The 23,200-nt window shown below is 45.8% G+C and carries 22 protein-coding genes and 2 pseudogenes; 6 read left to right on the top strand and 18 right to left on the bottom strand.

All coding sequences use genetic code 11. The features are described 5' to 3' along the window. Positions 1-474 precede the first annotated feature (474 nt). Positions 475-1,761 (top strand): SGNH/GDSL hydrolase family protein, encoded by a 1,287-nt coding sequence (locus tag ACSR9A_RS16640; protein WP_473758377.1) that lies wholly within the window; start codon positions 475-477, stop codon positions 1,759-1,761. Positions 1,762-1,889: 128 nt separating this feature from the next. On the opposite strand, the gene kapB is transcribed toward ACSR9A_RS16640, so the two are convergent. Then, positions 1,890-2,276 carry a kinase-associated lipoprotein KapB gene (gene kapB / locus ACSR9A_RS16635; protein ID WP_473758375.1) on the bottom strand — a complete coding sequence of 129 codons (387 nt, stop codon included), beginning with the start codon at positions 2,274-2,276 and terminating at the stop codon, positions 1,890-1,892. A 306-nt stretch (positions 2,277-2,582) separates the two neighbouring features. Here kapB and ACSR9A_RS16630 point away from each other — a divergent pair, with 306 nt between their 5' ends. From ACSR9A_RS16630 to ACSR9A_RS16620, 3 genes are read left to right on the top strand one after another with little or no spacing between them, the layout of a single operon-like run. Next, positions 2,583-3,698: an MGDG synthase family glycosyltransferase gene (locus tag ACSR9A_RS16630; RefSeq protein WP_341281403.1), complete on the top strand. Its 1,116-nt coding sequence runs from the start codon at positions 2,583-2,585 to the stop codon at positions 3,696-3,698. A 49-nt stretch (positions 3,699-3,747) separates the two neighbouring features. Further along, positions 3,748-5,163 carry an NAD-dependent malic enzyme gene (locus tag ACSR9A_RS16625; RefSeq protein ID WP_473758373.1) on the top strand — a complete coding sequence of 472 codons (1,416 nt, stop codon included), beginning with the start codon at positions 3,748-3,750 and terminating at the stop codon, positions 5,161-5,163. Between the two features lie 25 nt (positions 5,164-5,188). Continuing rightward, the gene (locus ACSR9A_RS16620) at positions 5,189-6,376 is read left to right on the top strand and encodes an acyltransferase (protein ID WP_473758372.1); all 1,188 of its coding nucleotides are present in this window, start codon (positions 5,189-5,191) and stop codon (positions 6,374-6,376) included. A 111-nt stretch (positions 6,377-6,487) separates the two neighbouring features. Here ACSR9A_RS16620 and ACSR9A_RS16615 read toward each other — a convergent pair whose 3' ends face one another. The 7 genes from ACSR9A_RS16615 to ACSR9A_RS16585 form a co-directional block, all read right to left on the bottom strand. Next, entirely contained in the window at positions 6,488-7,465 is a 978-nt protein-coding gene (locus ACSR9A_RS16615) for a C40 family peptidase (protein ID WP_473758371.1), read from the bottom strand. Positions 7,466-7,794: 329 nt separating this feature from the next. Then, entirely contained in the window at positions 7,795-8,706 is a 912-nt protein-coding gene (locus ACSR9A_RS16610) for a cation diffusion facilitator family transporter (RefSeq protein WP_473758369.1), read from the bottom strand. Between the two features lie 172 nt (positions 8,707-8,878). Continuing rightward, the gene (locus tag ACSR9A_RS16605) at positions 8,879-9,205 is read right to left on the bottom strand and encodes an L-rhamnose mutarotase (RefSeq protein WP_473758367.1); all 327 of its coding nucleotides are present in this window, start codon (positions 9,203-9,205) and stop codon (positions 8,879-8,881) included. 34 nt (positions 9,206-9,239) lie between these two features. Continuing rightward, positions 9,240-10,292, bottom strand: coding sequence for a rhamnose ABC transporter substrate-binding protein (gene rhaS / locus ACSR9A_RS16600; RefSeq protein WP_473758365.1), 1,053 nt, complete (start codon positions 10,290-10,292; stop codon positions 9,240-9,242). 218 nt (positions 10,293-10,510) lie between these two features. Next, on the bottom strand, positions 10,511-11,503 hold the full coding sequence (locus ACSR9A_RS16595) for an ABC transporter permease (RefSeq protein WP_473758364.1): 993 nt from the start codon (positions 11,501-11,503) through the stop codon (positions 10,511-10,513). Positions 11,504-11,505: 2 nt separating this feature from the next. Continuing rightward, a complete protein-coding gene (locus ACSR9A_RS16590; protein ID WP_473758363.1) occupies positions 11,506-12,543 on the bottom strand; it encodes an ABC transporter permease in 1,038 nt (345 codons plus the stop codon). A 107-nt stretch (positions 12,544-12,650) separates the two neighbouring features. After that, entirely contained in the window at positions 12,651-14,165 is a 1,515-nt protein-coding gene (locus tag ACSR9A_RS16585; RefSeq protein WP_473758362.1) for a sugar ABC transporter ATP-binding protein, read from the bottom strand. Between the two features lie 273 nt (positions 14,166-14,438). Between ACSR9A_RS16585 and ACSR9A_RS16580 the strand changes: the two genes are divergently transcribed. Then, the gene (locus tag ACSR9A_RS16580; RefSeq protein ID WP_473758360.1) at positions 14,439-15,584 is read left to right on the top strand and encodes a DUF6688 domain-containing protein; all 1,146 of its coding nucleotides are present in this window, start codon (positions 14,439-14,441) and stop codon (positions 15,582-15,584) included. Between the two features lie 169 nt (positions 15,585-15,753). Here the strand turns inward: ACSR9A_RS16580 and ACSR9A_RS16575 are convergent, their stop codons facing one another. The 6 genes and pseudogenes from ACSR9A_RS16575 to ACSR9A_RS16550 form a co-directional block, all read right to left on the bottom strand. Further along, complete coding sequence (locus ACSR9A_RS16575) at positions 15,754-16,269, bottom strand: hypothetical protein (protein ID WP_473758358.1); 516 nt, start codon at positions 16,267-16,269, stop codon at positions 15,754-15,756. Between the two features lie 70 nt (positions 16,270-16,339). Further along, positions 16,340-16,759, bottom strand: coding sequence for an SMI1/KNR4 family protein (locus ACSR9A_RS16570; RefSeq protein ID WP_473758357.1), 420 nt, complete (start codon positions 16,757-16,759; stop codon positions 16,340-16,342). A gap of 72 nt (positions 16,760-16,831) precedes the next feature. After that, a complete protein-coding gene (locus tag ACSR9A_RS16565; protein ID WP_473758356.1) occupies positions 16,832-16,990 on the bottom strand; it encodes a hypothetical protein in 159 nt (52 codons plus the stop codon). 378 nt (positions 16,991-17,368) lie between these two features. Further along, positions 17,369-17,866 (bottom strand): hypothetical protein, encoded by a 498-nt coding sequence (locus ACSR9A_RS16560; RefSeq protein ID WP_473758355.1) that lies wholly within the window; start codon positions 17,864-17,866, stop codon positions 17,369-17,371. Then, positions 17,844-18,802, bottom strand: a pseudogene (locus tag ACSR9A_RS16555) (IS30 family transposase). The gene ACSR9A_RS16560 and the pseudogene ACSR9A_RS16555 overlap by 23 nt, the downstream one beginning before the upstream one ends. 247 nt (positions 18,803-19,049) lie before the next feature. Next, complete coding sequence (locus ACSR9A_RS16550; RefSeq protein WP_473758354.1) at positions 19,050-19,451, bottom strand: hypothetical protein; 402 nt, start codon at positions 19,449-19,451, stop codon at positions 19,050-19,052. A 115-nt stretch (positions 19,452-19,566) separates the two neighbouring features. Here ACSR9A_RS16550 and ACSR9A_RS16545 point away from each other — a divergent pair. Then, positions 19,567-19,772: pseudogene (locus tag ACSR9A_RS16545) on the top strand (IS256 family transposase); the annotation flags it as partial. A gap of 21 nt (positions 19,773-19,793) precedes the next feature. Here ACSR9A_RS16545 and ACSR9A_RS16540 read toward each other — a convergent pair. The 4 genes from ACSR9A_RS16540 to ACSR9A_RS16525 form a co-directional block, all read right to left on the bottom strand. Beyond that, on the bottom strand, positions 19,794-20,303 hold the full coding sequence (locus ACSR9A_RS16540; RefSeq protein WP_473758353.1) for a hypothetical protein: 510 nt from the start codon (positions 20,301-20,303) through the stop codon (positions 19,794-19,796). A gap of 15 nt (positions 20,304-20,318) precedes the next feature. Continuing rightward, positions 20,319-21,179, bottom strand: a complete 861-nt coding sequence (locus ACSR9A_RS16535; protein WP_473758352.1) for a polymorphic toxin-type HINT domain-containing protein — start codon at positions 21,177-21,179, stop codon at positions 20,319-20,321. Between the two features lie 207 nt (positions 21,180-21,386). Beyond that, positions 21,387-21,824 (bottom strand): hypothetical protein, encoded by a 438-nt coding sequence (locus tag ACSR9A_RS16530; protein ID WP_473758350.1) that lies wholly within the window; start codon positions 21,822-21,824, stop codon positions 21,387-21,389. 13 nt (positions 21,825-21,837) lie between these two features. Next, positions 21,838-23,100, bottom strand: coding sequence for a polymorphic toxin-type HINT domain-containing protein (locus ACSR9A_RS16525; protein WP_473758437.1), 1,263 nt, complete (start codon positions 23,098-23,100; stop codon positions 21,838-21,840). Positions 23,101-23,200: the final 100 nt, after the last annotated feature.

The following is a 23,200-nucleotide window of genomic DNA, read 5'->3' as shown; positions in this document are numbered from 1 at the left end:
ACAAGCGTAAACGGCTGAAGCCGTCCTTTGGTGGCAAAGCTGCCGTTTCGCGATGAAATATAAGCCCATTTATAAGTGTGAAACTTATAAATGCTTATATTTTAGCAAAGCCGACAACAGAGATTATCCGCCAGCCTATCACTTTGCATAATTACTCATACGTCTGTATCCGATAGCGCGCCGAATAGATGTACACAAACTTTTTAGCTGCACTCGCAGGAAAACGTTCGTGTTATGTTGAATAAAATTAAGCAGCGCTGCGGGCATCGTTTGAGGTTGACCATATTCCGGGCTGTATTCCGCCACTTGCGATTATTACAGTATTTTAACATCAGGCCAAAACGGAATCAATTTAATATTTTCATAATTGTGATCAGAACGGCAATGTTCGTGTTCTTTCTGCAAACTTTATACACAATTATGCAAATGAATGAAAACCCGCTGCTACTATTTTATCAAAAGGAAGTGTCCATGTTGTCTGGAAAGTGGAGGAAAGTGTCGTTTCTATTTATAATTATCGGTTTATTGGTGGCTTCACCCGGCTTGAAAACAGCTGCCGCCGCAGAAAAAGAAGCTGAGTCCTATCAGATCGTCGCGCTTGGAGATTCACTAACTGCCGGCTATGAGTATGGCTTTGATGCAAAATCTGTACCATACGGCTACGTGGAGCACGTATACGAGCAGGCATTGTTCCAAGGGCTACGCGCGGAATATGTCAATTACGGTATTCTTGGCCTGACGACAAATGGCTTTAGCCAACTGCTTGGAGCGGTGACAGAAGGTAAAACCGTCACGGTCAGCGACGTTCAGCCTGGACTGAAGGATCCTCGCGCCGCAGCTATCATTAGCGGAACTGCACAAATGCAAGGCAGCATTCGCGGCGCCGATCTGATCGTTATGACGATAGGAGGAAATGATTTGATCGGTATAGCCGCACAAATCACATCCACCACTACGGATGAGGAGAAAGCACAGCTGCTGCAAACGGCACTGACTCAATTTGAAACAGGGCTGAACGCTGGGCTGCAGGCGGCAACCGCACTCGCGCCAAAAGCAAAGTTCATAATTGCCGATCAATACATGCCGATTCCGGCTACCATTACAGTTGGCGGTCTAAGCTTTCCCTTACCCGAAGATGCAGCACGCCTGCGTGAGTTTGAGTTGCAAGCGCTGAGCCAGCTTAATGAAAAGCTTAAAACCATAGTAGCCACTACAAAAACAGCAGGATTCGATATTTCCATTACTGAAGTCAGCAAACCTTTTGTCGGCAAAGAGCTGGAATATACGTCGATTGCAAACAGTGACTTCCACCCGACCCGCCTTGGGTACGCGGCTATGGGTCAGACTTATTCTACCACAATATGGAATAAGTATTTGAGTGTTCGCACTCGCCCAGCGAATGTGCCCGTCTCTGTAGTCGTACGCGGCAAGGAGCTCGCAGCTTCATCCCCTGCCACCATGAAAAGCAACCGCACCTTCGTGCCGATGCGCGACATTACAGATGCCATTGGAGCAAAGCTTGTTTGGAACAAAACGAACCAAACCGCAACCGTTTCCTACAATAATCATACGGTAGCTTTTACAATTGGATCTTCTACTATCCTTGTTGATGGCGTGAAGAAAAAACTGAACAGCCCCGCTGCTTATTTACAAAAGAGCGGCAAAGAACAAAAAACCTATTTGCCGCTAGCGGTCCTCTCCGAGGAGCTTGGCTTGCAGGTTACCTATCGCAGTACGCTTCAAGCTGTCTTCATCAACTAGCTTTAAGCTAAGTAAGCAAGCAAATGTAAGACCAGTCATAAATAAAACAAACGGCAGCCGTCCTAAGCGAACGACTGCCGTTTGTTTTACCCGATTAGCGCAGCACAATATATGAGCTGTATAAACGACTACTTATATTGCTTTCCAAGCTGCTCAAGCAAAGCAAGACCTTGTTCTGACCAGCGCTTCAACCGATCAAGCGTAGCCACTTCGGCCTCCAAAGCAGCACGCAGAGATTCGCGGTAATCCGGCACAGGGCCGCTAAAGGTCTGCAGCTGGCGCAGCGGAATCATCGTCTTCTCTGTATAGGCCAGCGCCGGCCGCTCATGAAACAGCGGCACATCCGGCTCATACGGATGGTGCAAATCACCTTGCTGTGGATGCTTAAGGACAGCCAGCACCTTGAACAATGCACGGGGTCCATGCAATTCCATTACTTCTCCGACATATAGGCCCGATCTTACTTCCGCTTTCACAATGGCTCCGACTTCAAATGCGCTCCTTGCTTCTTCCATTAATTATGCCTCCTACTTAAGTGCCGTATGCAGCTTCTTTAAATAGCCACAACACCAGCTTTATTTTAAATGAAACGATCAGGATGTATAATCTGCTTCCGGTTGATGCCATTCTAATCATAAAGGACAATGCCGCAGGCAGGCAAGCTCAGAGCAAGGCTGCTTGTGACAGGTTGCTGCACTGGCATGTGGAGCAGGTCACCATGCGGACGCAACAGGCATCGCCGCTTACATTTTAATAACCTAGAATGACTTGTGTTCCCAACCTTGGCGACGTATTATGGAATTAGAAAAGTAGGTGACATTATGCGTAAGAAAAGAGTGCTGCTGCTCTCCGAGGGTTTCGGCTCGGGACATACGCAAGCCGCATATGCTCTAGCGGCGGGATTGCGCCAAATCAACCCCGAGATTCAAACCCGCGTTATTGAGCTGGGCAAATTTCTTAATCCGGTAGTCGGGCCATGGATTATGTCTGCTTATCGCAAAACCGTAAGCAAACAGCCAAAAATGGTCGGCCTGATGTATCGCAGCAATTACAAGAAATCGCTAAACCGCTTTACGCAGCTTGCTCTTCATCGCATGTTCTATACACAAACGTCACAGGTCATTTCCCAGTTGAAGCCGGATCTTATCGTATGTACGCATCCCGTTCCCAATGCAGTCGTAGGAAGGCTAAAGCGTCTTGGACTACATATTCCGTTGTACACGCTTATTACCGATTACGATGCCCATGGCGCATGGGTCAATCCGGAGGTCAGCAAATACCTGGTGTCTTCCCCGCTTGTGAGAAACAAGCTGATGGAGCGCGGCGTAATCCCCATGAATATTGAAGTGACCGGCATTCCGGTACACCCGAACTTCTGGACAACCTACGACAAGCAGGAGCTGCTGCAGAAATTCAACTTAAAGCCTATGCCTACCGTGCTTATAATGGGTGGAGGCTGGGGATTGATGTATGAAGACAATCTCCTAGAATATATGACCAAGTGGCGCGAAAGCATACAGTTGATTTTCTGCGTCGGCAGCAATGAGAAGGTAAGGGAGAAAATGCTTTCGAGCACCATGTTCCAGCATCCGAACATTCAGGTGCTCGGGTTCACTAACGAGATCAGCAAGCTGATGGACATTGCCGATTTACTCGTGACGAAGCCGGGCGGGATGACCTGTACCGAGGGCATGAGCAAAGGAATGCCGATGCTCTTCTATGAACCGATTCCGGGACAGGAAGAAGAAAACTGCGAATATTTTATCCGCAATGGCTTTGGTGAAATGCTTGATTCTGCTGCAATGGTAGATAAGTGGTTTGCCATGATTCAGGAACCGTATACCTCAGGCCAATTCCGAGAAAGCTTGCTAACGAAGCGCAACCAACAATACGACCCGAAGAGCTGCCCGAATGCCGTCCTGCGTTTAATGCAGTGACGGCGTTTTTGTCAGACTCCTCGGCCAATCGATAAGGAGTGGAAAGCGAATGAAGGAACGCAGCATGGACGGTAAAACGATTATTTTACGGGTGGAAATCGATATTCAGCAAGCACAGTTCGGCAAGGCCGCGACGGCTATTGAGACTGCTGGCGGCGATATTATAGCGATTGATGTCATTCATACCGATAAAACAACGACCGTACGGGATTTAACCGTGAAAATGACCGAGGCTGGCACAGCCGATCGCATTTCCGCGGCTCTTGGCACGCTGCCCGGCATCCGCCTTCAGCACATTTCCGATCGCACCTTTCTGCTCCATCTCGGTGGCAAAATTACCGTTCAGCCAAAAACGCCGATTCAGAACCGCGACGATCTCTCGCGCGTTTACACGCCAGACGTCGCAAGAGTATGCCAAGCAATTGAACAGGATCCATCCAAGGCATTTACGCTAACCATCAAGCGCAATACCGTCGCTGTCGTCTCTGACGGCAGTGCCGTACTCGGGCTTGGCAATATCGGGCCATATGCCGCAATGCCTGTCATGGAAGGCAAAGCGATGCTGTTCAAGCAATTCGCAGACGTTGATGCGTTTCCCATTTGCCTCGATACCCAGGATACGGAACAGATTATACAAGCCGTCAAACAATTAGCGCCGGGTTTCGGCGGCATTAATCTAGAAGATATTTCCGCTCCACGCTGCTTTGAGATCGAACGCCGGTTGCGTGAAGAGCTTGATATCCCTGTGTTTCACGATGATCAGCATGGCACAGCCGTCGTCCTGTTCGCCGCTATGCTGAACGCGCTCAAGCTGACGGGTCGAAACATTTCGGATACCCGCTTCGTTATATGTGGTATTGGAGCAGCAGGTACGGCTTGCACTAAGATGCTGCTTGCCGGCGGCGCAAAACATATTATTGGAGTCGACCGTGAAGGGATTTTAACCGCTGACCGCCATTATGACAATAGCATGTGGCAGTGGTACGCCGAGCACACAAATGCCGAGAAGAAGACGGGCCATTTGGCCGAAGCGCTTGCTGGTGCAGATGTTTTTATTGGCGTATCGGCAGGCGGGATTTTGTCCAGGGCGCATGTTGAGTCGATGAATGCAGAGCCGATCGTATTTGCGATGGCGAATCCCGAGCCTGAAATTCGACCGGAGCTGGTCGAGGATATCGTTGCTGTGTTTGCAACAGGGCGATCCGACTATCCAAATCAAATTAATAACGTGCTGTGCTTCCCGGGGATTTTCCGCGGGGCACTCGATAGCCGAGCAACTACCGTTAATGAAGAAATGAAGCTGGCTGCCGCTGAAGCGATTGCTGCTGTCATTAGTGATGACGAGCTCAGCCCGATGTATATTATTCCCAGCGTTTTCAATGCCAAAGTCGTAGAAGAGGTACGCAAACGCGTCATCCATGCTGCTATCGAGAGCGGTGTAGCTCGCAGACATCCGCGCGAATAGCCTCACAGAAAGGAAGAAATGCTACATGTCTACAGCATCCTTGCAGCGGCGGGAAGCGATTCCCGAGCTGCAGATTGTTCGTGCAATGGCCATATTAGGCGTATTATCGGTCCACTCGACCTCCTACGCTACGCTGAAAATGGTCAATTCCGGCTACTATTTCCTGTATAACTTTTTTAATATATTTATGAAGTTCGGCACGCCGACCTTTATTTTTCTAAGCAGCTTCGTGCTATTTTACAATTATTATACGAGGCCGCTGGATGCCAAGCTAATTGGCTCCTTTTACAAACGCAGAGCGCTTTATATCATTATCCCGTATTTGGTATTTTCCATTATCTATTTCACCCTGCTGCATTACAACTACTATCCGAACAGGCCGCTCGATGAAACGTTAAGCAGCTTCTGGGATAAGGTGCTGACGGGTAACGCCTATACGCATTTGTATTTTGTTTTTATCAGCATTCAATTTTATTTGCTTCTCCCTTTGTTTCTATGGCTGCTGAAAAAGTTTCCGGCCTTGGTCAAATGGGCGATACCGGCAGGCTTTGCCATTCAATGGGCTTTCGTTCTCATTAATAAATACGTACTGACGACGCCGATTCCGAATAAGGGCAGCTATTCGCTATCCTACTTCTCCTACTATTTAATGGGAGCAGCGATCGGTATCTATTTTCCGAAAATCAAGCATTGGATCATTATGAACAAACAAAATGCAACCAAATCGCGTGTTATCGCCTGGATTGCCCTTTGGTGTCTATGGGTTGGAGCCGGCCTATGGCATGTGAGCATTTGGTATGATACGAGACTTAAAATCGACAGCTATCACTCGCTGCTGTATGAGTTTTTATGGAATATGCATACCTTCTTCTCGGCGCTTGTGCTGCTGCAGCTCGGGTTTCTGCTTTACCGCAAGGCAGCGCCTTGGCTAGTCTCACTGCTCTCAAAGCTTGGCGCTTTATCGTTCGGCATTTATTTGGTTCATCCGTTCATCCTGTTCTACTACCGCGAATATCCGCCTGTGACCGGCAATTCCTTGCTGCTGCACAGCTGGTATGTAGGCGGCTATGCAGCTGCGCTCGTCGGTTCTTGGATTATCGTTTCATTAGCTGCACGGTTTTTGCCTTTCTCCTGGGTGTTGTTTGGCAATTTGCCAAAGCCGGGAAAACGGCCGCAAACGCCAAGTGCGCCGCAAAAAGACTTTACAGCTTAACGTTGGATTTTCTCAATGAACAGCCTCCGGCATCCATCGCTGCTTTGCAATGGTGGACGGAGGCTGTTTTAATAATAGGCTTTATAAAAATAGGGTTACCCCTTGCTCACCCTACAGCGCGCTGCCTCCATACAGGAAACGATATTCCCAATGCGTGCCTGCTATGCTGCTAATCGTTACGCCGCCCGCCTCATTGGAATATGTATGCAAAATTTTGCCGTCTCCCAAATAAATGCCGTCATGCGTAATGGTGGCTGACGATTTATTCGTGCCCGCATAGGCAGAAACTTTACTTCCCTTATAAGACATGAAAAACATAAGATCGCCACGCTTAAGCTGACGCCAGTCCGTCACAGCTTTCCCTCGCTGCGCTACATACTCCCCTTGCCCCCTCGAATCAGCGGGCAGCTTAATGCCTACTCCATCTAGAAAAGCCTGCCTTACAAAATCCGAGCAATCAAATGTTGCCGTCGTGCTGCGGCTTGAGCCGTATTCATAGGGGGTGCCTAAATATTTGAGCCCCGCCGCAATGACGCTTTCCACAGACCCGGTCGACGGTGCTGTAGTGCCAGGCGATCCGCCTGAGCTGCCTGAGATGCTAATATATTGGGATTGAGAGCTGACATAGCCAGCTTGTCCAGAAGAATCTTTAATCTCATACCAGCTGCCGTTTGGCTGCGATACAATTACTACCTGTTCACCAGCCTGCAAAAAGCGGATACGGCTAGCCGAAAGCGAAGCGCCTGTCCGGAAGGATACCGATTTTTGAATGGTACCTGTTGCCGCGTTCGGAGTCGATACGGAGGACACTGAGAAATAGGAAGGCGAAGCATAGCCCGTCCGGCCAGAGGAATCCTGAAGCTTGTACCAATACGCGTTAGACGCATCCAGTATCGTGACCTGTTCTCCTTTTTTAAGCATACGAATAACGGGAGCTGAGGCCGATGGTGCGCTGCGGAAGTTCACGCCTGCATCTACGGTCGCGCTCTGAGCAGCCAACACTGTGGGAATTGAAGCCGAGACAGAACCCAGTAATAGAGATGCGGTAAAAGCTGCGGTGAGCATCCTTTTTTTCATGGTGTGTTTCAAGCTGTACGCCTCCTTGGTTGTTTGAACATAAATAAATGGTGCTTCAACCATTGTAGAGGCGCCCTCTTGCTGCCAGCATCAACCTTTTTTCCTATTTGCCAATTTACCAAATTGGTAAATTGGAAGCATTAAAATTTCGCAATAAAAAACGAAGAGGCCTTCACAATAGCGATTGGCCTCTTCGTTAAAAGCTCTGTAACTACTGCTGTTACTCACTTTAATGCTTTATTTCCCCGTCCCAGAAAGCATGACTATAGTCGCGATAATGAATTGAGACTAAAGTATCATCTAGATTGGTTTATTTTACCTTGGGAACAATTACATCCCTTTTATTCGACATGTTTTTCGGCATCTGGCTCAAATTTAGCATTCTCCAGCTCATGGGGCTCTACATGGACATGCACACTCATAATATTATGCTTGCGCTCCATGCGATGCTCAATTTCATCACAAATGACATGGCTTTCGATCAGTGTGAGCTCAGGATCAACCTGTACTATAACGTCAACCAGCACATTGCTGCCATGAACGCGGGCTTTAATATCCTTAATGGATTTAACCCCTTTCGTACGTTCAATCGTCGCCCTGAGCGTCGTCAGCTCATTCTCATCAAAGCCATCCGTCAGCGCATGGGTCGAGCTGTAGAAAATTTCCCAAGCCGTCTTGCAAATAATGATACCAACCGCAATTGCCGCTACTGGATCAAGCCAAGGCAGGCCGAACTGGGCGCCGATAATGCCAATCGCAGCTCCTGTACTGACGAGCGCATCGGATAAATTATCCTTTGCCGCCGCCATAAGCGCCTGATTGTTAATTCGCTTCGCCAGCCGCCGATTGTAATAATAAACGCTCAGCATGACGACAGCAGAAAAGATGGCGATCCACGCCGAGTTAAGGGATGGCGCCGCTTCTTTACCCGACCAAAGCGAACCGACAGCTGTAATCAATACTTGAATGCCGACCGTTGCCATAATAAAGGACGCAATCAGCGCGGCAATCGTCTCTGCCCGAAAATGTCCATAAGGATGATCTTTATCCGGCGGCTTCTGTGAAATTCGCAAACCGATAAGTACCGCCAGCGAGGCCACAATATCCGTTAAATTGTTAAAGCCATCCGCAACGAGCGCTCCAGAAGCAAAATAGTAGCCGCCTCCTAGCTTTAGTGCGGTCAGCGTCAAATACGTCACAATGCTGAGCCAAGCACCCTTCTCGCCCTGCTTGATTTTTTCATACTGATCCAAAGCGTCCTTACCTCATTTCCTAATGATCTCCAAGTAAAGGTATCATACCCGACTAAACCAGAGTGGGTCTAGAGAAACAGTGTTGACCTTATGCGTACTTTTATGCAGCAGGGCAACACTTTACCTTGGAAATCGCATAGCAGCAGGGGCTGAGGCGGATCGCTTTAAAACGCTATTTCAGAAAAAAAACTTCACGGAGCGGCTTAATGGGTTCGGCTTGCTGAAAATTAAATGAGCCTTGAACCATTTTTGACGTAATGGCATTCCAGCGGTTGCAAGCATCGCTTTTCGCAATGTAGGCGAAGGCGGCTTCCACATCATCGCACTCAAAGCAATAGAAAAACTGCATGCCATTTTGAAAAATAGAATAGTTGGAGATGCCGGCACTGCGATGCTCTTCCATGATTTCCGGCCACGGATCGAGATGCATCCGTACATATTCCTCCAAGCACTCCTCCTTCACCTGCCAGCTCCAGGCGTATTTATTACTCATTGCCATGATGCTTCCTCCTCCTCTTCAGCCCAGCCCGTTTTTAGTAGACTTCCTTCCACTCTGCAATGTTGGCTGCGTCAAATTTAAACGGGTCGCCCAGCATAATCTGCGTGCCGCCAACATCGACAATTACTTCCTTGTCGCCGAGACGCCCTGCTGTAAACTTGTCGCCCACCTCACCTGTAATAGTACCATTTACAAGCGCATCAGCCGCATAGCCGGACAAGTAGCCCACATCGAGCGGGTTCCACAAATACATCCACTGGCTAACGCCGCTTTCAATGTATTCTGCCATTTCGCTTGGCAGGCCAAGGCCCGTCAGATGAACTTTACCTGTCAGCCCTTTGTCGGTAAGCACTTTGCCTGCTGCTGCAATCCCTACCGTCGTTGGTGCAATAATGCCCTTAAGGTCAGGGTACGATTTGAGCAGCGCCTCTGTTTCCGATACGCTTTTATCCCGCAGATCGTCGCCGTAAGCTACCTTCACCAGTTCAATTTCTTTGTATTTCGGATCTTCCAGCTCTTTCTTCATCCATTCAATCCATGTGTTCTGGTTCGTCGCCTGAGAAGTTGCGCTGAGAACCGCAATTTGCCCTTTACCGCCGATCATATCGGAAATGGCCTGTATCTGCACACGCCCAATCCGCTCAGGGTCCGCTTGGTTAATATGCACCATCCGGCTTTCCCCATTAACTGCGGAATCAAGCGACAGCACCTTGATGCCTTGATCCATCGCTTTTTTCAGTGCAGGCTGCAAGGCGTCAGGATCGTTTCCTACAATCGCGATAGCTGCGACCTTTTGCGAGATCAGCTCCTCAATCATTTGGATTTGTGCTTCCGCAGTCGGCTGATCCGGTGCCTTCAAAATCGCTTCATGCCCCAGCTCCTCAATCGCTTGCTTAAACCCCTCCATCTCCTTCTCGCCATAAGGATTGCCCGTATTTTTAAAGATGATTGCAAATTTTTTCTTGCCGCCACTCGCTCCAGCATCGCCGCCGGATTCCCCTGCCGGTTTGCTTCCCGAAGTGCTGCATGCGGCTAAAACCGTTAACACCATAATTACTGTCAAAAATGTCGCTAAAACCTTTTTCATCTGTATTGCCTCCCTTTTATCATTTATATATAAAAAGCTGCTTCTTCCCCGGATGAGTCGGGCAGGCTGCCGCAAACGAAACACACTTCTCTCTCTGCTGCCCGCTCCTGTTAAAAATGCAGCCGTTTACCGTGTGAATACTGCTCTACCACTTTAATAACGCATTTCTCTTCTCTGCTTCCTATACTGCCATGGCGATCGCACGTGGTGCGCTTAGCTTAGCTGCTTCGCTTCCTTGTAAGAGAAGACAGCTTAAGCTTCGGCAGCATAACGGCTACGATGAGCAGCAGACCAAGAATAATGAGCAGCACTTGCGCCGGCACATTGACGAGACCAAGGCCGTAGCGCAGGAAGCCAATCAGGAACACGGCCAAAATCGCGCCGATCATCCGTCCTTTGCCGCCCGCTGTACTAATGCCGCCAAGAACAACCATCGCAATAACATCCAGCTCATAGCCTGTCGCCACATTCGGTCTTGTGCTGCCCATTCGCGAGGTGAGGAATAGCGCCGTAACTGCCGCCATTAGGCCCGCCAAGGTGAACACGATAATTTTCATCCGGTCAACGCGGATACCCGAGAAGCGGCTCGCTGTCAAATTGTTGCCCATCGCATAGACGCGTCGTCCGAAGGTCGTACGATGCAGCAGCACGATGAACGCCGCCGCGCATACTGCAAAAACAATGAGGATGAATGGAATCGGGCCCACGTAGCCCCAGCCAAGAAAGCTGAACCATTCGGGAAACTTGCCTGCCGCTTGATCCTCCAGCAATATATAAGCGATGCCGCGATAAATGATCATCGTCGCCAGCGTGACTATGACTGAGGACAGCTCCTTAAACTTGACGATTAATAGGCCATTAATGAAGCCGCATACGAGTCCGACGCCGAGGCAAATCAGCATCGCCAGCGGCATTGGAACGCCTGAGTTATATAAGTCCGCCATGATGACAGAGGACAACGCAACAATCGAAGCGACCGAAATATCAATGTCCCCAAGGATGATGATGAGTACCATCGGCAGAACGATAAACGCTTTGTCGAGGAATGTCATCGTCGCATCCCGAAGGCTATCGAAGCTCCAATAATACTCCGACAAATTCATATTCATAATGTTGACGGCTATAAAAATCAGTACCAGCATCCATTCCCATTGCATAAAAAAGCGCTTCCATGAAAAGGCCCGGCTGCCTGAAATCACTCGTGTTTCCATCGTTAAATGTTCCTCCTCATGAGGTTATTGCGGTCAACGCCCCGTTTGACGAGCGCATTCGTAATAACGGCGATCAATATAATCGAGCCTTGAATGCCCGTCTGCCAAAAAGGCGATACATTAATAAGCGGCAGCGCATTATTAAGAATGCCGAGCAAAATCGAGCCCAGAATAACGCCGGATACTTTTCCCGATCCGCCCGCAATGCTAACCCCGCCCAATACACAAGCTGCGATAACGCTAAGCTCGTAGCCCATAGCTGTATCCCCTTGCGCAGAAGCGAACTTCGATACCCAAAGAACGCCGGCAAGACCGGATAAACCGCCCATAATTGAATAGACGAGCCATAAAATACGGTCATTGCGGATGCCGCTGATTTTCGCCGATTCGGGATTGCTGCCCACCGCGTAAATCTGTCTGCCGGTACGGGTGTGATTGATGAAATAATAAAACACAATATAAATGACGACCGCTATGACGATCAGCGTATTAATGCCGAGGATCGAGCCCGTGGCAATCGCTTTAAAGCTGACCGGCATTTGATGGGCGCTTACCCATTTGCCGCCGCTGGCCATAAAGGTCAGCCCGCGGAACACATTCATCATGCCGAGCGTGGCAATAATCGGGAGAATGCCCATTTTTGCAATGAGAAACCCGAGTACGACGCCGCACACTAGCCCGACAGCCGTTCCCAGGAAAATCGCAATCAGTGGATTGACCTCCGGGAACGCATTCACTGTCAGCGCAGCAATCATGCCCGATAGCGCCAGCGTCGCCCCTATGGATAGGTCAATGCCTCTCGTAATGATGACGAGCATCATGCCCACCGCCAAAATGCTAAGAATTGCTGTATTCGTAATCATGTCGTTCATATTCTCCAGCGTTAGAAAGCTTGGATTGCGCAGCTGCACGAGGAGTGACAGAACAATAATAAATGCTAACAATCCCAGCTCGCGAAACTTCGCGACCACAGCGCTCAGCGACTGCTTCTCTGCTGGCCTGTTTACTAACCCCTTGGCAGCCATTTTTGTCTCGGCCATTGCCGTCCCACCCTTTTCGTTCATAATGGAATATTCTCAGTTCAAAAATAACGCTTGCGTATTGCCACGCCTCAGCTTCGAACTATTCTTGCTTTAGCTCGCCACCTCTACGCCAGCACAACACTCGGACTGCGACTTTCCATCGCCGCCTGCAAAATATTTTCCTGCGTCACCTCGCCCTTGCTGAGCATTGCTGTAATTCGCCCCTCGCGCATAACCGCGACTCGGTCGCACATCCCGATAATTTCCGGCATTTCCGAGGAAATCATAACGACGCCATAGCCTTGCCCTGCCAAGGTGCTAATAATTTCATAGATGGCTGATTTTGCGCCAACATCTACGCCTTTCGTCGGCTCATCGAGAATAAGAATGTCGAGGTCGGCCGTCAGCAGCTTGGCGAACACCACCTTCTGCTGGTTGCCGCCCGACAGCGAGCTGACCAGATGGTAAATGCTCGGCGCCTTGACGTTCATTTTTTGCGCCAGCCTGACTGCTTCCTCCTCTTCCTTCGCCGTATCCAACGAGCCTTTACTGACGAATCGATCAAGCGCGGACAGCGTAATATTGCGCGAAATTTCCCAGTCCAGCACCAGCCCCTGCTTCTGTCGATCCTCCGGTAAATAGCCAATGCCCAGCTTCATCGCCTGCTGCGGATTTTCAATTCGCACCGGCTCGCCCTTCACGAACACCTGCCCTCTGTCATACGCTTCAATGCCAAATAGACTTTGAAATACTTCCGTGCGTCCTGCGCCTACAAGCCCGGTAAAGCCTAATATTTCTCCGCGCCGCAGCGAAAATGAAATATCTGCGAAGTAGCCTGTTCTGCCCAGCCCCTCCGTCTTCAGCACTTCATCCCCCAGCTTCGCCTCCGTCTTCGGAAACAGCTGGGTAATTTCACGGCCCACCATGGCGACGATTAAATCTTTATTGTCGATTTCATCAACCTGCCAGCTGCCGATATATTTGCCATCGCGGAACACCGTCACCTTGCTGGCTAGGCGGTACATATCCTCGAACCGATGGGAGATAAAAATAATCGAAGCCCCGCGATCCCTCAGCCGCTCTGTGATTCGGTATAGCTCCTCGCTCTCCCGCTTCGTGAGCGCCGCCGTCGGCTCATCCATAATGATGATTTTTGCATCGGTTGACAGCGCTTTCGCAATTTCGACGATTTGCTGCTCCGCTACGCTGAGCGAGCCCATCAGCGTACGCGGGCTGAATTTAGCGCCAAGGTCATCCAGCAGCTTTTGCGCTTCCTTATGCATCTCGCCCCAGCGGATGCGTCGCGTCCCTTTTTGCACCTTTTCATGGCCCATAAAAATATTTTCCGTCACGCTAAGATCCGGATAACAGGTCACATGCTGGTAGATCGCAGCGATGCCAAGGCGCTTCGCATCATTCGGGTTTTGAAACTGCACCTTCTGCCCATTCACGTACATCTCGCCTTCAGTAGGAGAATGCACGCCGGTAATGATTTTGATAAACGTGGATTTGCCTGCTCCATTCTCACCCATCAGCGCATGAATTTCGCCGGGCGCTAACTGAAACATGACATCGCTCAGCGCCTTTACACCGGGAAAGATTTTTGTAATCGCTTTCAATTCTAAAACATATGGCTCCATCGGCTTGCTCCTATTCATCAGCTTATTTAAAGCAAACATGAAACAGCTTTTTTTAGACGCTTTAGATGTTTATTTACTTTCTTTTGTGATTATTCATGTTCGTTGTTTTATCATTTCGACATGATATGCGCAATTCCTTTTTTCAAAATCGCTTTTTCGAAAAAAAATTTTCGTGTCGGCTAGACCGAAATTGGGTAAATATGAGAGGATATGAGGATACATACAAAGGGGATTAACAACACCGTTGTCCGCCTCAATTAAGGAGAGAAGAGTTTGCTTTTTTATCTGCTAGTGTTTATTGCTATCTTTCTGTTCCCAGTCAGTTCCATCGTATTAATGGTTCGCAGTTGGATCGTAGATGAGCGTACAACCGTAAAAAAGGTGCATGTGATCATAATGGAGGTGCTGTCCTTCATCGCAATGGTTGGATTTCTAGGGCTAGGCTTTCTGTTCAACAGCTACGGTATAGCAGGAGGACTGCCGCTGCAACAGAGTGAGCTGACGGGGAACTTTCTCGATGGCTACGCTACTTTGTCCAATGATTATGTAGTGACCGTTATTTGCAGCCTTATTTTGAGTGGCTTCGCTTATTTGGCGTTAAAATTGGCTAGGGGAGCTTTATCGCCAATTCTTTTTGCAGCGGCCTCCGTCCTCCTAATTGCCAATGTCATCTTCGCTATCGCCTATTTCTCGCACATCGGCTTCGGCCGTTACGGTGATGATTCCGCTGGAGCCACTCCCATTATTTTGCTGCATTTGGGCTTCGCTTGCTTAATCGGACTGTATGTAGCTGAGCTTAAGCATTCCGCCAATGCGTTTATGCACCGCGCCCAGCAGGAAGAGATCGTGTACAGCAGCAAATGGCTGCGGTTCATGGACTATTTTCGCCAAAAATATGCCCGGCTGCCGCTGCTCTGGTCGATTGCCTTTTTCCCGGTCATGCTAATCGTCCAGTTGCTGCTGGTGCTGTTCGGGCAGCGCCCAGATAGCTTCATCCGTGTATTTCTCGAAACGAGCAGCTTTCATTATTCGCAATTGCCAGTGCCTCCGCCAGTTATCGTGCCGGGAAATGGCCATTATTTATGCACCGTTTCGGTGAGAGGGCACCGCAAAATCGTCAAGCCGCTGCGCGCCGGGCTTCGACACGGCAACAGAATTGTCGTCAATCGCCAACTGCTGGTCGCGAACGCTTTTGAAAATATTATTGAGGAGTACGCGCCCAGAGCGCACAAAATCATCCGCCGCTGCTATGACAAATACGGCTATCCGCTCAGCAAACACATCAATCGACCATGGTCTGCCGATGTCGTTTACCTGCTGATGAAGCCGCTGGAATGGTTGTTTCTCGCCGTATTGTATACGGTCGATCGGAACCCCGAAAACCGCATCCATCGGCAGTATAGCGAGCTGAGGAAATAGCTTTATCGGCAATGAAAAAGAGAGATTAGCTTTGCTTGAATAAGCAGGCTGACCTCTCTTTTTCATCAAATTAGTAAACCATCCGTAATTGCCATCTATTTTATAGAAGTATATTATTAAATTAGTCTCCTCGTAACATAGCCGTATTTATTAATCTTAGTACTAATGATTATCTTATTTTAATATAAGTCTCTGTCGGGTAAACCCCTACTCTTGGTAAAACTCTCTCTTCAAAGTTCTCTTTCCAAAATTGTTTTTGTTCTAAGCCCCCTATATTTATTCCTATAAATTGAGGATCTATGAACAAATCCTGACCATTAATTAAATGAATGTGCAGAACATCGCATATCATTGCATTTTTCACAATCTCTAAGTTGAAAAAGTTTATAGTGCTGACGCGATTATCAGCCATTGGGTTGGTAAACACAATATTGCCAATTTTAGTTCTGCTAGAAATCATATCTTCCATGTCATTATTATGTTTAAAAGAATCTACAACTGTAAGTTGAAGTCTCCCATAGCCTTCTATGGCTTCAATTTCAACAAACTGATTTCCAAACTCCAAATATAAAAGTTTATGAGTAGCAATAAACTCGGCAACTCCATCTTCCTCTATATGTACTAACCCTACTAAATAGATCTCCTCAAATGAATGATTTTGCATTAGTTCTGTCAATTTTTCCATTATTGATTTTCTCTCCTCACAAACAATGAGAATTCAAACTATCCTTTCCTTTATTTAAAGGTCAGAAAAACTAACAGAATTTACAAATCAAATCACTAAATGAATTACAAACATTCACTTCTTCTACTCCACTATTTGAATAGGACTTACATAATGATACCGAAGGTGTACTGCCTGCCCGATAATCGAAGCAAAAAAGATGCTCATCCGCCCCTAGCGCGAATGGTACTAAACCAGATGGAATATGTTTTTTCACTGAATTATATCTCTCAAGAATATCAAGCTCATCAAATGCCAAGAACGTCAATAATCTAATAAATTGCAAACTCCCTTTACCATCCACCATAATATTTGAAGGAGATGGACAGCCTCCTTGATATTTGATTGCACACTTCAGATAGTCTTGAGGAAAATGTATAGCAAGTCTCTCCTCAACAATCTTAACATTTTCAATATCAGCTTCATCATACTCTGTTGTCCAAGTGACCATTAAGAATCCACTCCAACCGTTATAAAATCCGTTAATTATATATTCATTTTCTTCAGTTCATATCGTTTATTGTTATTCGAAATCAATCATTTCATCTATTGCATCTTTAAACCAATCCCAAAATGTAATATATGACTTGCGCTGTTCGTAACCAGGAGATGAGAAATCATGGACAATCTGTACTTCTTCAGTTTTTTCTACTTCAAAACAAGCAATATCATCATTATCCATTCTCCGAGCAAAGGGGATTAACATTCTATTTGGATATCTCTCTTGCAATCCCTTTAATCTTTGAAGAACTTGATCCCATTCATGACATTCCAGATATCAAAATCCACTAGATTAAGTCTAACTGTCTTAAAAAAAGTATCCGGATATTTAAAATCCTTTGACAGTTGAGAAGCTTTTGGTAATTTTATTTGCATCATTAAGTTACCTTCCCATCCAGTAATATCTGCCTCTCAGGGAAAACTGCATTTTCCTGGATTAAGCATCTCGCCAATCTTTGAGCAGCCCTATCGAAGTAGAATTGATTTGAATAGTTTGAATGGATAATCGATTCTAATTCGGAGAATATTCTAGTGTCTTTGTTTAATTGAATTTCCCCATTCATAAGCTTACTTGCTTCCAGTCAGTTTCACCTTTTTTTTCATAACTTATAAAGCCTTCGGTTGAAGACTTTTTTTCAAGCATCCTTACAGCGTCATATTTACTACAATCTTTTTCAATATACATTTCATCTTCTAGAAACAAGAAAAATATAGAGCTAGATTCATCGTTATTCGCTAAATAAAAACCAAATAATTCGTTGTATTGAGTGCTAAAAAACAAACATAAATACTCTACTTTGAGTTTAATATTTTCTTTGCATTCAATTAACCCTTCTTCATAGCTAGCAAATAAATTAAAATCATCCAAATCATAAATTCTATGCACTGAGAATAGCGGATTCATACCTCTTATATGCAAGCCTATAACATCACCATCATCTTTCTCAAGGAAAAGGACATGGTCTAATCTCTCGTTATCATCCTCATCATGTAAATAAATAACATTCGACAACTTTTTTTCAAATGATAGATTGTCAAGCCAAGTGCGACACTTCAACCTGAAAAGCTTCGTGTGCGGTTTTCCATCCTAGACACTTTCGAGGACGGTTATTAATAAAGAACAACGCGCACGCTAATTCCTCTTCTGTAACGTCTGCGAAATCATAGCCCTTAGGAAAGAACTCTCTTAGCAGTCCGTTCGCATTTTCATTCGTGCCTCGCTGCCAAGACGAATAAGGATCGGCAAAATACACCTTCATGCCATGCAAAGCAGTTAGGCGTTCGTGGCAGGCAAACTCTTTACCACGATCAACGGTAGCCGTTACGAAGGCCGTTGCCGCGATCGATAGGACAGCCTGTTTATAAGCCATCTCCATGGAAGAGGCTGTACGATCCTGCATTTTAATCGCATGGTAGAACCTTGTTTTACGCTCAGCGAATGTAGCTACGCAGGCATTGCTTTTTCCACGACTAGAAACAACCGTATCCAGTTCCCAGTGCCCAAAGGTCTCACGCTTACATATCTCTTTGCAGCGCTGGTGAATGGACAACCCGATTGTAAAACGTCCGCGCTTCTCCAGCGGTTGACGACGTTTCCCTTTATGCCTTGAAAGGCTGTATTTCCTTTAACAAGCCTTCATTGGTACAGCCATCGGTAGATCGTTTTATGGCATACACGAAGAAGGGGCTCGTCCCGTTTCATCCTGCCTTCAATCTGTTCCGGCAACCAGGTCTCTGCGAGCTTCATCGTGATGTAACGTTGCCTTTCAGCATTCCATTTACCCGAAGGTTCACAACCAGCTCGCTTGGTTATATACAATGTCTGGGCTCGATTTGCACAATAAGACTCTTCTGTTCCTTGACGCTTGAGCTCACGGGATAGGCTGGAATGATGACGCCCGAGCTTACGTGCAATCGCTCTAGCCGACCATCCCAATTGATGGAGTAATTCTAGCTGACTTCTCTCTCTTGTGGTAAGATGTTGGTAGCTCATGGCTGATTCTCCTGTGTAGGGGTAGTGTGGTAACTTCATTCTACACACGAATCGGTCATGGGTCATTTTTATGTGTCGTACTTCATATTACAATCCGTCATAAAATTAAAGCATATGATGTGCATACAACCGAAATAGAGAAATATTTATACGAATTTTACATGGGTTAGATATATTATTGGTTGAATGATAGGCTCATTCGTACTGTGTAGCCCTATCCAAAAAGACCTCCGAGAGGTTAGTCAAATCAAAATTCTTCCAATGAAATAGCTTCAATGGAACTACAGTGAAAATTGATGAAGTTATATCCATCGTTTTCTCCATATCCGCTGTCATCATGAACATGATATCTTTGATTACTATCCCAACCTTGTTCTTTTTTATCATGTATTAATAAACTGTCCGTTAAATATATATTTGTGACTTTTCTTAATGAAAGTTCAGAAACATTATGATACCTAACGTTCAATCTGAAACGTTGTTTCGATTCTATAACCGATAGCAAGAAAAATAAATCAAGTGTCGTAATATGATTATCTTCATAATCAATGTCAATATCATAATTAATCGCAATTATTCCCTCATATATCCAAGAACCAAGAGCATTCAACTTTTCAGTAACTATATTGTAATTATTAATATATTGCAAATAGCATGCCTCCTTGTTAGTTAATAATTTCTAGTCCCCGGAGTCACTTGCTTTGGAGCATAATTATTTTTGTAAAACTCATTAGGTAAAAAAGTGAACTGCTTGGAATTTCACTTATATGACCAATATTATCGAGAGCTACCACCAGCAACTTCGTAAGGTGACGAAAGGAAAGAGTATCTTCCCCTCCGATGAAGCCCTGCTCAAAATGCTCTCTCTACAATGGATGTCGTTGACAAATGGACGGGCCTTGTTCAAAATTGGGGGCAAATGCTCCTCCAACTTTCCATCTTCTTCCCGGAACGGGTCGGTCAACATCTAAACAAAGGAGACCCGCCCCCGCTAAAAGTTTACTTGTTTCCAGTCAGTTTCGCATTTTTTTTCGTAAGTTATAAAACCCTCAATCGAAAATCTTTTTTCAAGCATCCTACTAGCCTCACATTCACTTAAATTATTTTCCATATAAATTTCATCTTGTAAAAATAATACACATATAGAACTGGATGCATCGTTATTCGCCATATAGACGCCCAATAATTCGTTGTATTGAGTGCTAAAAAACAAAGCTAAATTCTCTATTTTGAGTTTAATATTTTCCTTGCACTCAATTAATCCTTCGTAACTATCAAATAAATTAAAATCATCCAAATCGTATATTTTATTCTTTGAGATTAATGGATTCATACCTCTTATATACAAGCCTATAACATCACCATCATCTTTCTCAAGGAAAAGGACATGGTCTAATCTCTCGTTATCATCCTCATCATGTAAATAAATAATATTTGAGATTTCTTTTTGCACGAAAAAATAATCAAACTTTTTTGTAAACGATAATAAATAATTATTCATCTTCATCCTCACTCTCTAATCAAGTCTTATTGGGACTGAAATTCGGGCCACCATCACCGTCACCTTAACTGCACAATTATGAACCCAAATCCCCAGATTCGACACAAAATAAGAATGAAAGTCCTCAACCTCAAAGTTATAAACCGTTGCTTCGCGCGACTCTTTCTCGATCTTGTCTATTGCCAGTTTAGTCCCAACACTCGAAACAAGCAAGTCGCCAACCTTCAAGTCTTTAACAAACGTCCATCCCTTGCCATCAAGCCAGAATGGATGCTCGCCTGTGACCTCGATGATTTCATCCCCGATGTGGACATAATAGATTTCGTCAGCCTGTTTCTGGAACAGCCCCACAACCTCTTTATAGGCCACTTCTCCGGTCTCGTCATCCTTAGAGAGAACCTTATCCCCTACCTCAATTTCCTCGATAGGTTTCTCCCCTTCGTCTGTGAGAACCTTGGTTCCTGCTGTAAAACAGTTACATTCGTAGACGAGTTTTTTCGTCGTTTTAACAGTTCCCTCACCAAAAATATTCTTCAGCTTCGAACCCGCCCAAATGACACCCTTGGTACCATACTTACCCGCATGCTTCAGACCCGGAATCGGAATAATGCTCAATGTTGCCCCAATTCCCTCTCCCCAACGGTCTCCCGCCGAGAGATGTTCGCCGGTAATATAGTTATTACCTGTAAAGGCCTGCTGGAAGCCTTTCACCGTGCCTACCCATGGCATGAGATCAGCAAGGAAGCTTCCGCCTTGCAGCCATGCGGAGTCACCATCACGGCTTAGACCGAACGGATCGACATAGGATATCGGATTGCCATTTACGTAAGCGTAACGGTTCAACGTTTGGGAATCGCTGATTGAATCTGTCAGCACATCCCGGTTGATGTAACAGAAGAGCATTATTTAGGGTATAAAATTCAAGTGTTTATGCGCGTACAAACAAAATCAAAAAAACTTTACACGGGTAATAACAAGGTTATATGTGTTAATGGTTGAGTGGTGGGTTCATTCGGCACTGGGTAGCCCCCGCCAAAAAGAAAAAGCCATAGAGAGGATGGTTTCCTCTTTATGGCTTTCAAACTATTTTTTTGCTTCGACAAAACTACTTTCTCTTTTTGATGTAGTTATATTCAAATAGAATGATTGACCTGTTTGTTTATCTATATTTTCCGCCATGGAGGTAACTTCACACATTAGTGAAATGTACCGTGCCATCCAAAGTGAAATATCAAACATATGGTCATTAAAGATTTCTTGAAATGAATCAGTAGTAGTTGCTCCTAGAAAATATTGATAATTCGGCCACTTATCATTTTTCTGTAATTCCTTTAATTCAACTTCGAAGCCAAAAATTTCAGCGTAACCCACTAAATCATATGGTTCATCTTCCATATTCTCATATCTTAAAGTAGGTATATTTAGTCCTTTTTCTATTTTTGAGCCTAAATCCTGTAAAGAGCCTTCATATTGAATATATACCTTAGAGTGAACACCATGCACTTTGTCCGAAATCTCCATTGTAACCTCCTAGTTAATTACTTGATGGCTTAAATTTTATTGAAAATCCCTCTTTATTTGGCTTCAGTCCCTCAAATCCCGGCATTTCAGAAAGTATTTTCCTGAATACCGGATTTGCTTTCAAACTATTACCAAATTTCTCGTATAGAATATCACTTTCTATAAAATAATCGATATCATACTTGTTCATATTAATAGGTTGACCATAAGTCGGTTTACTCGGATTCCCTACTGTACCAGTCTTAAACGACCCTGTATAACCTGATTTAAGATTAGGATCTATTTCTCTGAACTGCGGTAAAAGATGTTTTTCAGCAAGGTCGTCTAGCATTGTATGAAGCTCAATAATTTTAGGACTAAGTCTACCCGCCCCATTAACTTCACAATTATGAACCCAAATCCCCAGATTCGACACAAAATAAGAATTAAAGTCCTCAACCTCAAAGTTATAAACCGTTGCTTCGCGCGACTCTTTTTCAATCTTGTCTATTGCCAGTTTAGAACCGTCACTCGAAACAAGCAAGTCGCCAACTTTCAGGTCTTTAACAAACGTCCATCCCTTGCCATCAAGCCAGAATGGATGCTCGCCTGTTACCTCGATAATTTCATCCCCGATGTGGACATAATAGATTTCGTCAGCCTGTTTCTGGAACAGCCCCACAACCTCTTTATAGGCCACTTCTCCGGTTTCGTCAGACTTAGCGAGAACCTTGTCCCCTACCTCGATATCCTCGATAGGTTTCTCCCCTTCGTCTGTGAGAACCTTGGTTCCTGCTGTAAAGCAGTTACATTCGTAGACGAGTTTTTTCGTTGTTTTAACCGTACCCTCACCAAAAATATTCTTCAGCTTCGAACCCGCCCAAATGACACCCTTGGTACCATACTTACCAGCATGCTTCAGACCCGGAATCGGAATGATGCTCAGTGTGGCTCCAATTCCCTCTCCCCAACGATCTCCCGCCGAGAGATGTTCACCGGTAATATAGTTGTTACCTGTAAAGGCCTGCTGGAAGCCTTTCACCGTGCCTACCCATGGCACCAGATCAGCAAGGAAGCTTCCGCCTTGCAGCCATGCGGAGTCACCATCACGGCTTAAGCCAAATGGATCGACATAGGATATCGGGTTGCCATTCACATACGCGTAGCGGTTCAGCGTTTGCGAATCGCTTATCGAACCTGTCAGCACATCACGGTTGGTTGATAAAACGTTTGATTTCGGGATTGTAATAACGCGCACGCATATGGTATAGGGCGTTTGCGTCCGTTGCAACGCCATGAACGATTGGGAAGACAAAAGCTGTTTCCGGAAATTAATCGGAAACAGCTTTTGTTTTTGCTCTTTTTCAGTATTACTTAAGGGGACAATACCAATTTAA

This window comes from Paenibacillus sp. R-74696, from assembly GCF_055814915.1.
Note: the sequence above shows the minus strand (reverse complement) of the source record. Positions and strands in the feature narration are given on the sequence as shown.